Genomic DNA, 7017 nt, shown 5'->3' on the forward strand with positions numbered 1-7017 from the left:
GGCGATGGAAGTCATCAACCACACCGTCATCAACCTGATCATCTTCGTGCTGGCGATTTACGTCGGCTACCACGTCGTCTGGAACGTCACGCCCGCGCTGCACACGCCGCTGATGGCCGTGACCAACGCGATTTCGGCGATCGTGATCGTCGGCGCGATGCTTGCCGCAGGCCTCACCGTGGGCGACACCGGCAAGTTCTTCGGCACGCTCGCCGTCGCGCTTGCGGCGGTGAACGTGTTCGGCGGATTTCTGGTGACGAGGCGAATGCTGGAGATGTTCCGCAAGAAAGAGCCGAAGAAGCTCATCGCTGACAAGACGGCCAAGGAGAATGCGTAATGAGTCTGAACGTCGTCACGCTGCTTTATCTGGTCGCGTCGGTCTGTTTCATTCAGGCGCTCAAGGGGCTGTCGAATCCGAAGACGGCGCGCACCGGCAACACCTTCGGCATGGTCGGGATGGCGATTGCGATCCTCACCACCATCGCGCTGATCGTCAAACAGGCGAATGCGCTCGGCTCGAATCTTGGGTTAGGGCTCGGCCTGCTGCTGGTCGCACTGGTGATCGGCGGCGCGATCGGCGCGTTCGTCGCCGCGCGCGTCGAGATGACCAAGATGCCGGAACTGGTCGCGGCGATGCACTCGCTGATCGGTCTTGCGGCCGTGTGTATCGCGTATGCGGTGGTGTCGGAGCCGTCGGCCTTCGGTCTGGTCGATCCGGAGAATCCGGTGCCGGGCTTCCTGCCGTACGGCAATCGCGTCGAGCTGTTCATCGGCACGTTCGTCGGCGCGATTACGTTCTCCGGTTCGGTGATCGCGTTCGGCAAGCTGTCGGGCAAGTACAAGTTCCGGTTGTTCCAGGGCGCGCCGGTCGTCTATGCAGGGCAGCATCTGATCAACCTGTTCCTCGCGCTCGCGATGCTCGGCTTCGGCGTGATCTTCTTCCTCACGCAGTCGTGGTTGCCGTTCATCATCATGACGATCATCGCCTTCGTGCTCGGCGTGCTGATCATCATCCCGATCGGCGGCGCGGATATGCCGGTGGTCGTGTCGATGCTGAACTCGTATTCGGGCTGGGCGGCGGCGGGCATCGGCTTCTCGCTGAACAATCCGATGCTGATCATCGCGGGCTCGCTGGTGGGCTCGTCGGGTGCGATCCTGTCGTACATCATGTGCCGGGCGATGAACCGCTCGTTCTTCAACGTGATACTCGGCGGCTTCGGTAACGAGGCGGGTGCGGCGGCAGCAGGTGGGTCGGCGGAGCAGCGTCCGGTGAAATCCGGTTCGGCTGATGACGCTTCGTTCATGCTCGGCAATGCCGAAACCGTGGTGATCGTGCCGGGTTACGGTCTTGCGGTGGCGCGTGCGCAGCATGCACTGAAGGAGCTCACCGACAAGCTGGTCGAGAAGGGCATCGAGGTGAAGTACGCGATTCACCCGGTGGCCGGACGGATGCCGGGACACATGAACGTACTGCTTGCCGAAGCCGAAGTGCCGTACGACATGGTCTACGAAATGGACGATATCAACGGCGAGTTCGGTCAGGTCGACGTGGTGCTGGTGCTCGGTGCGAACGACGTGGTGAATCCGGCCGCGAAGAACGATCCGAAGTCGCCGATCGCGGGCATGCCGATCATCGAGGCGTACAAGGCGCGCACGGTGATCGTGAACAAGCGTTCGATGGCGGCGGGTTACGCCGGCCTCGACAACGACCTGTTCTACATGGACAAGACGATGATGGTGTTCGGCGACGCGAAGAAGGTGATCGAGGATATGGTGAAGGCGGTGGAATAACAGCGCTACTGTGCTACGCGGCCTGCCTCGCAGCGGGCCGCGAACTGCCAGATACGCGGCTGATGCGTGCGCGAAATCTGGCCGAGGCAAGGCGCTTCGTGATTCACCGCGGCTTCGCATTCACATGCCGCAGCCAATCCGCCAATCGTCGTCCTTCCTGATCCGGATACGTTTCGAGTACCTCAAGATCCCGGATCCGCTCCAACCCGAAATTGCGGAAATCGCTGCGCAATTCGCACCACGCGCCGAGCGTCCAGCGCGCGCCCCAATAAGCCAGCGACAGCGGCCACACGCGCCGCTCGGTCTCTGCGCTATTCGCATCGGTATAGGCAAAACTCACCACCTGACGTGCATCGATCGCCCGATGCAGCACATCCACCTTCGCTGAAAACTCCGCCTTGATATGAAACGACGGCGCGAAGATCGCCAGACGTTCGATCGTTGCGCGCTTGTCGGCGGGCATGGCCGAGGCAATCTTCGCCAACGCCCCGCGTGCGCCGCTCGCGAAGCCGGCGCCGCCCCACGATTCGAGCATCCGCGCGCCTGCTGCGAGCGCGGCCAGTTCATCGGCGGTGAAGGTGAGCGGCGGCAGGCTCGCCGCGCGGCTCAACCGGTAGCCGATGCCCGCTTCGCCTTCGATTGGCACGCCTGACAGTTGCAGATCGCGCACGTCGCGATAGACCGTGCGCAGCGAGATATGCAGCCAGTCGGCGAGTTGTTGCGCGGTGGTCAGACGCCGTCCGCGCAACAGTTCGGCGATCTGGAACAGACGGTCGGCGCGGCGCGTCATCGTGGGCGTCTTGTAGAAAAGGACAGGAACAGTCCCGCGATGATAGCGCCGCATGCCGCGCTCCGGTCAGCGTTCTGCGCGGTGCCTGCTGGCCGCCGCGCTTGTGCGCCGCGTTGGCTGTTAGCCGTTGGTCAACGAATGCAGGCCGAGGCGGTTGCCCTCCGTGTCGGTGAAGAACGCGATGTAGCCGATGTCCTGCGGCAACTTGATCACCGGACCATCGGTCTTGCCGCCAGCCTTTTCGATGCGGGCGAGGGTGGCGTCGACGGTCGGCCGGGCGTTCAGATAGACGAGCACGCCGTCGTCGGAGGGCGTCATCGACGGGCTATGGATGATCGCGCCGCCGGTGGCCGGTTCCTCGTAGCCGAAGATGGCGATCGGCTGGCCGCCAATTTCCTCGCGAGTCAGTTTGACGTCGAGCCCGGCTTCGTAAAAGCGAACGGCGCGCTCGAAATCGACGGACGGAATCTCAAACCATGCAACAACTTTGGATGATGCGAACATGACACTCTCCTGGGGATGGCGGTAAGCCGTGCAAAGCGCCGGATGGCGTGAGAAGGAGTGTGCGGGGGGGCTACTGACAGCGTAGTGTCAGTAGGGAGTGGCGGGCGTAGCAAAAGGACGTGGTGGTCGAAGAGCCGGCAGCCGTGGCGGGATGGTAGAGCGGCAGAGCGCGCGGGATGGCCGAATGGCGGGGCGAGGCGGCCGCGAACGGAGGAACGGAGAAGCTGGTGTGACAACAGGTGGGATCCAACCCCGGCCGATCGCCGAGCTACCGGCAAAAAAAAACCGCGGACCAGAATCCGCGGGTTTTTCAGTGCTGCTCTGCTCCGGCTTACGCTGCCGGTGTGTCGTTGTTCTGCGGCCGCTGGCGAACGCTGCCCGCGATCAGATCGAAACGGAACAACCGGCATTCGAGCGCGCCGTTGAAGAGCGGGGTCTTGGTCGATTCACGCAGACGCAGTTGGCCGGGCAGTTTGCGATCCGACGTCAGGATGAACGCATGCCAGCCGGTGAAACGCTGCTTCAGCGCATCGCCGAGCGACTGGAAAAACTCGCTGTCCGGTACCTCTTCCTGGGCGCGGTGGAAGCTGTCGTCGTCACGGCCTTCACGCGTGGCGCGGCCTTCGCGGATTTCACCGCGCGCGTTGCGGCCGCGCACTTCGATCCGCTCGCCATACGGCGGATTCGCGACGAGGATGCCAGGCTCAGCCGACGGCGCCGTCATGCCGCGCGCATCGACCTGCTTGAGCGGAATCGACGGCAGACCGGCGCGCTGGAAGTTCGCACGCGCCTTGTCGAGCATGTCGCCGGAAATATCGCTGCCGAAGATCTGCAGATCGGCGCGCGAGGTGCGCGCGGCGTGCTTGGCGTCGAGCGCGGCGGCCTTCAGCGGTTGCCAGGTCTTGGCGTCGAATTGCTTGAGCTTCTCGAAGCCGAAGCGGCGTTCCGCACCCGGTGCGATATTCAGCGCCACTTGCGCGGCTTCCGCGAGGAAGGTGCCGCTGCCGCACATCGGGTCGTACAGCGGCGTGCCGGCGGTCCAGCCGGTCAGACGCAGGATGCCCGCCGCGAGGTTCTCGCGCAGCGGCGCCGCGCCCTTATCCAGCCGCCAGCCGCGCTTGAAGAGCGGATCGCCGGACGTGTCGAGGTAGAGCGTGCATTCGGTGGCCGTGAGGAACGCGAACACGCGCACGTCGGGCATGGCGGTATCGATGTTCGGACGCGCGCCGCTCACTTCACGCAGACGGTCGCAGATCGCGTCCTTGACACGCAGCGTCGTGAATTCGAGGCTGCGCAGCGGCGACTTGATGGCGGTGACATCCACGCGCAGCGTTTCGTTTGCCGAGAACCACTGCTCCCAACGCTGTTCGACCGCGAGCGCGTAAACGTCCTGTTCACTGCGATACGGCCGATGCGCGATTTTCAGCAGCACGCGGCTCGCGAGGCGCGAGTGCAGGTTGGCGGCCATGCCGGCGGCCCAGCCGCCGCGGAAATGCACACCGCCGGGCACTTGCGCGCCGGCCGCGAACGGCGCGCCGTTCAGGTGCTTCGCGGCAATTTCCGCGAGTTCGGCGGCGAGCGAGGCTTCAAGGCCGCGCGGACAGGGAAGGAAGAAATCGAAGGACATTGAGGTTGCCGGAAGGCGTTAGATAAGGCGCTATTGTACGCGGTCGGGGTGCGGCGCCGCTTTGGCCGGCCATACCAGCTCCAGCGGATGCCTGAACACCCGCTGCCAGATCGCGCCGCGCAGCGAGCGCACCGCATTGCGCCGCAGGTCGCGCGATTTCACCGCCATGTAGAAGGCGAGCGCGAAACTCACGGCCACGTTGAGGATCGCCATGCTGCCGACACCCGCAACCGCCCACCACAGCTCCGGCAACTTCAACGCGTCCTTGCCGAGCACACCGAGCGCGATGCCGATCGAGCCGGCGCTGAGCGTTACGTGACGCACCTCGAAAGTGAAGGCGAAGGCGGTGAGGATCGCCGGCACGAGCCCGAGCATCAGGCCGAGCGTGATGTTGCCCACGACGCCCGCCACATTCGAGCGGCAGAAGGCAGCGAGCCGGGCGGTGCCGGCCGCGCCGAGCGTCATGCGCAGGCGCCGGTTGTAGGCGAGCGCATCCGCCACGCGATGCAGGACGAACCAGTTGTCCGCCCATCCTGACAGCAAACTCGACGACCATAGCAGCACGCCGGTCAGCGCGGCGTAGAACGGCGTCGGTCCCAGGAGCGAGAACGAGTGCAGCGTGGCGTGGGCCTTCTCGGGCGAAATGATGTTGGCGTTGAAGAGCGCATGCCACACCCATTGCACGCCGAAGCACACGGGAAACACCAGCAGCACGTTGCCGAGCACCGCGGCTGCCTGCGTGCGCATCAACGCGGTCACTGAACTCACGAAGCTGTCGACACCCGCCGGCGTGCCGACGCCGTCCAATTCGCGCGCGAGCGTGGGCGCGGTCATTGCCGGTTGTTTGGTGGCGAGCGAGAAGTGCAGGAAGTGCATCAGCAGGAAGCTGGCCGCGTAGTTGATGCCGGCGAGCAGGCCTTCGAACATCGACTGCAGATGCGCGCCGGTGATGGCGAATTTCACGCAGACCGTGACGACGGTCACGAGCCCGCCGCCGGCTGCCATGCGCAGCATCTTCAGGTATTCGGCGCGATCGCGGGCGATGTAGTGTTCACCGGTATCGGCGCTGTATTCGACGACCTTGCGCGCGAGCAACGAGAAATTGCTGCGTACGAGATGCGCCACGCTCTGACTCGCGTGGTTCGCGTCCACCAGTTCGGCGGTGAGACGTGCGCCGGCATGCGGATCGTCCGGCGCCATCCAGGCGTTCAGCAGGTGCTCCGCGCGCACGATGCGCATGCGCATCCGTTCGACCTGGAACACGATATCGACACTGACGCCGTTGCGATAGAGATGGGCGAAGACGTTGTCGGTGGCGCTGCGGCACTCGTCGAGCAGCAGGCGCAGATAGTTGACCTCATGCAGCAGCTTCTCCTGCGGGGCGCCTTCGCTGACTGCCTGATGGGCCGCTTCGACGGCGAGCATGGCGCGCGTGAGCCGGTAGAACGGCTGCTTTTCCATGGCGACGCGCACGCCGCCGGCATCGCCGAGGTCGACGTCACCGAGGCGACTGCGGACGGTTTGCGACAGACCGGTCGAGCTAATCTGGCAGGTGAGGTTGTGCAGGGCGGCCAGCAGGTCGAGCGAGAACGGGGTGGTGTCGCGTTTTTCGCTGTCGTCCTGTTCGTAATCGAAGAGCGCGCGGATGCGGGTGAGCAGATCGGTGGGCAGATTGGCGATCCACTCGGCGTCGCGTTCCTGGCTGAACATCAGCGTGACGATTGCTCTCAGATCGCGGCGGTTTGGCGCGGGCGGGATCAGGGAGGCTTCGAGGCGCTCGAAGAGTGCGCCGAAGAAGCCTGAGTGCACGGGCATGCCTGCATCGCAGAGCAGCGAGAGGCCGTCGCTTTCGCGCAGGAGCGCACGGAGAATGCCGGCGACGTTGCTCTTCCAGGCTGGGTTGCGGTCCAGCACGTTGAGCATGTAGCGGATTCTTGTGTGTGCTGGGGTGGGGCTGGCGGTGCCTGGTTGCTCGGGGTGGACTGCGCGGCCGCGGTGGATCCAATGGGCGAGTTCGATCAGCCATTCGCTACGGTCTGGATACGGTGCCGTCTTGTCGGCGATCGCTAGCAGCGCGTCGAGCTGGTGGCCGCTGTCGCGGGAGGCGCGCCATTTCTTTAGGAGTCTTTTGATTGAGGTGAGCATTTGGGGTTTTTTTGCCTGCGGCGCTTATTGTCAGTGTTCTTAGGGCTTTGGCCTTTCCTTGAATTGTTAGTGGTCTATTAGCGTTGCCCCTGTGCGGGGCGGCACCTACTTCTCTTTGCCGGCTGCAAAGAGAAGTAGGCAAGAGAAAGCAGCTCAAACC

At 64.3% G+C, this 7017-nt stretch carries 6 protein-coding genes; 2 read left to right on the forward strand and 4 right to left on the reverse strand.

Annotated elements, in window-relative coordinates; translation table 11 throughout:
• The first annotated feature begins 4 nt into the window (after positions 1–4).
• The gene (locus FSO04_RS15845; protein ID WP_028198874.1) at positions 5–337 is read left to right on the forward strand and encodes an NAD(P) transhydrogenase subunit alpha part 2; all 333 of its coding nucleotides are present in this window, start codon (positions 5–7) and stop codon (positions 335–337) included.
• Positions 337–1791 carry an NAD(P)(+) transhydrogenase (Re/Si-specific) subunit beta gene (locus FSO04_RS15850; RefSeq protein ID WP_154560586.1) on the forward strand — a complete coding sequence of 485 codons (1455 nt, stop codon included), beginning with the start codon at positions 337–339 and terminating at the stop codon, positions 1789–1791. Before FSO04_RS15845 ends, FSO04_RS15850 begins: the two co-directional genes overlap by 1 nt.
• A gap of 103 nt (positions 1792–1894) precedes the next feature.
• On the opposite strand, the gene FSO04_RS15855 is transcribed toward FSO04_RS15850, so the two are convergent.
• From FSO04_RS15855 to FSO04_RS15870, 4 genes are all read right to left on the reverse strand, one after another.
• A complete protein-coding gene (locus FSO04_RS15855; RefSeq protein ID WP_154560587.1) occupies positions 1895–2635 on the reverse strand; it encodes a helix-turn-helix transcriptional regulator in 741 nt (246 codons plus the stop codon).
• 66 nt (positions 2636–2701) lie between these two features.
• Complete coding sequence (locus FSO04_RS15860) at positions 2702–3085, reverse strand: VOC family protein (RefSeq protein ID WP_154560588.1); 384 nt, start codon at positions 3083–3085, stop codon at positions 2702–2704.
• Between the two features lie 331 nt (positions 3086–3416).
• A complete protein-coding gene (locus FSO04_RS15865) occupies positions 3417–4712 on the reverse strand; it encodes a THUMP domain-containing class I SAM-dependent RNA methyltransferase (protein WP_154560589.1) in 1296 nt (431 codons plus the stop codon).
• Between the two features lie 30 nt (positions 4713–4742).
• Positions 4743–6857 carry a site-specific recombinase gene (locus FSO04_RS15870; RefSeq protein ID WP_154560590.1) on the reverse strand — a complete coding sequence of 705 codons (2115 nt, stop codon included), beginning with the start codon at positions 6855–6857 and terminating at the stop codon, positions 4743–4745.
• Between the last annotated feature and the right edge of the window lie 160 nt (positions 6858–7017).

This window comes from Paraburkholderia madseniana (assembly GCF_009690905.1).
GTDB lineage: Bacteria > Pseudomonadota > Gammaproteobacteria > Burkholderiales > Burkholderiaceae > Paraburkholderia > Paraburkholderia madseniana.

Bases quoted from the DNA above. Each gene is read 5' to 3' on its own strand.
- FSO04_RS15845 (WP_028198874.1), top strand. From the start codon at position 5: ATGGAAGTCATCAACCACACCGTCATCAACCTGATCATCTTCGTGCTG.
- FSO04_RS15850 (WP_154560586.1), top strand. From the start codon at position 337: ATGAGTCTGAACGTCGTCACGCTGCTTTATCTGGTCGCGTCGGTCTGT.
- FSO04_RS15855 (WP_154560587.1), bottom strand. From the start codon at position 2,635: ATGCGGCGCTATCATCGCGGGACTGTTCCTGTCCTTTTCTACAAGACG.
- FSO04_RS15860 (WP_154560588.1), bottom strand. From the start codon at position 3,085: ATGTTCGCATCATCCAAAGTTGTTGCATGGTTTGAGATTCCGTCCGTC.
- FSO04_RS15865 (WP_154560589.1), bottom strand. From the start codon at position 4,712: ATGTCCTTCGATTTCTTCCTTCCCTGTCCGCGCGGCCTTGAAGCCTCG.
- FSO04_RS15870 (WP_154560590.1), bottom strand. From the start codon at position 6,857: ATGCTCACCTCAATCAAAAGACTCCTAAAGAAATGGCGCGCCTCCCGC.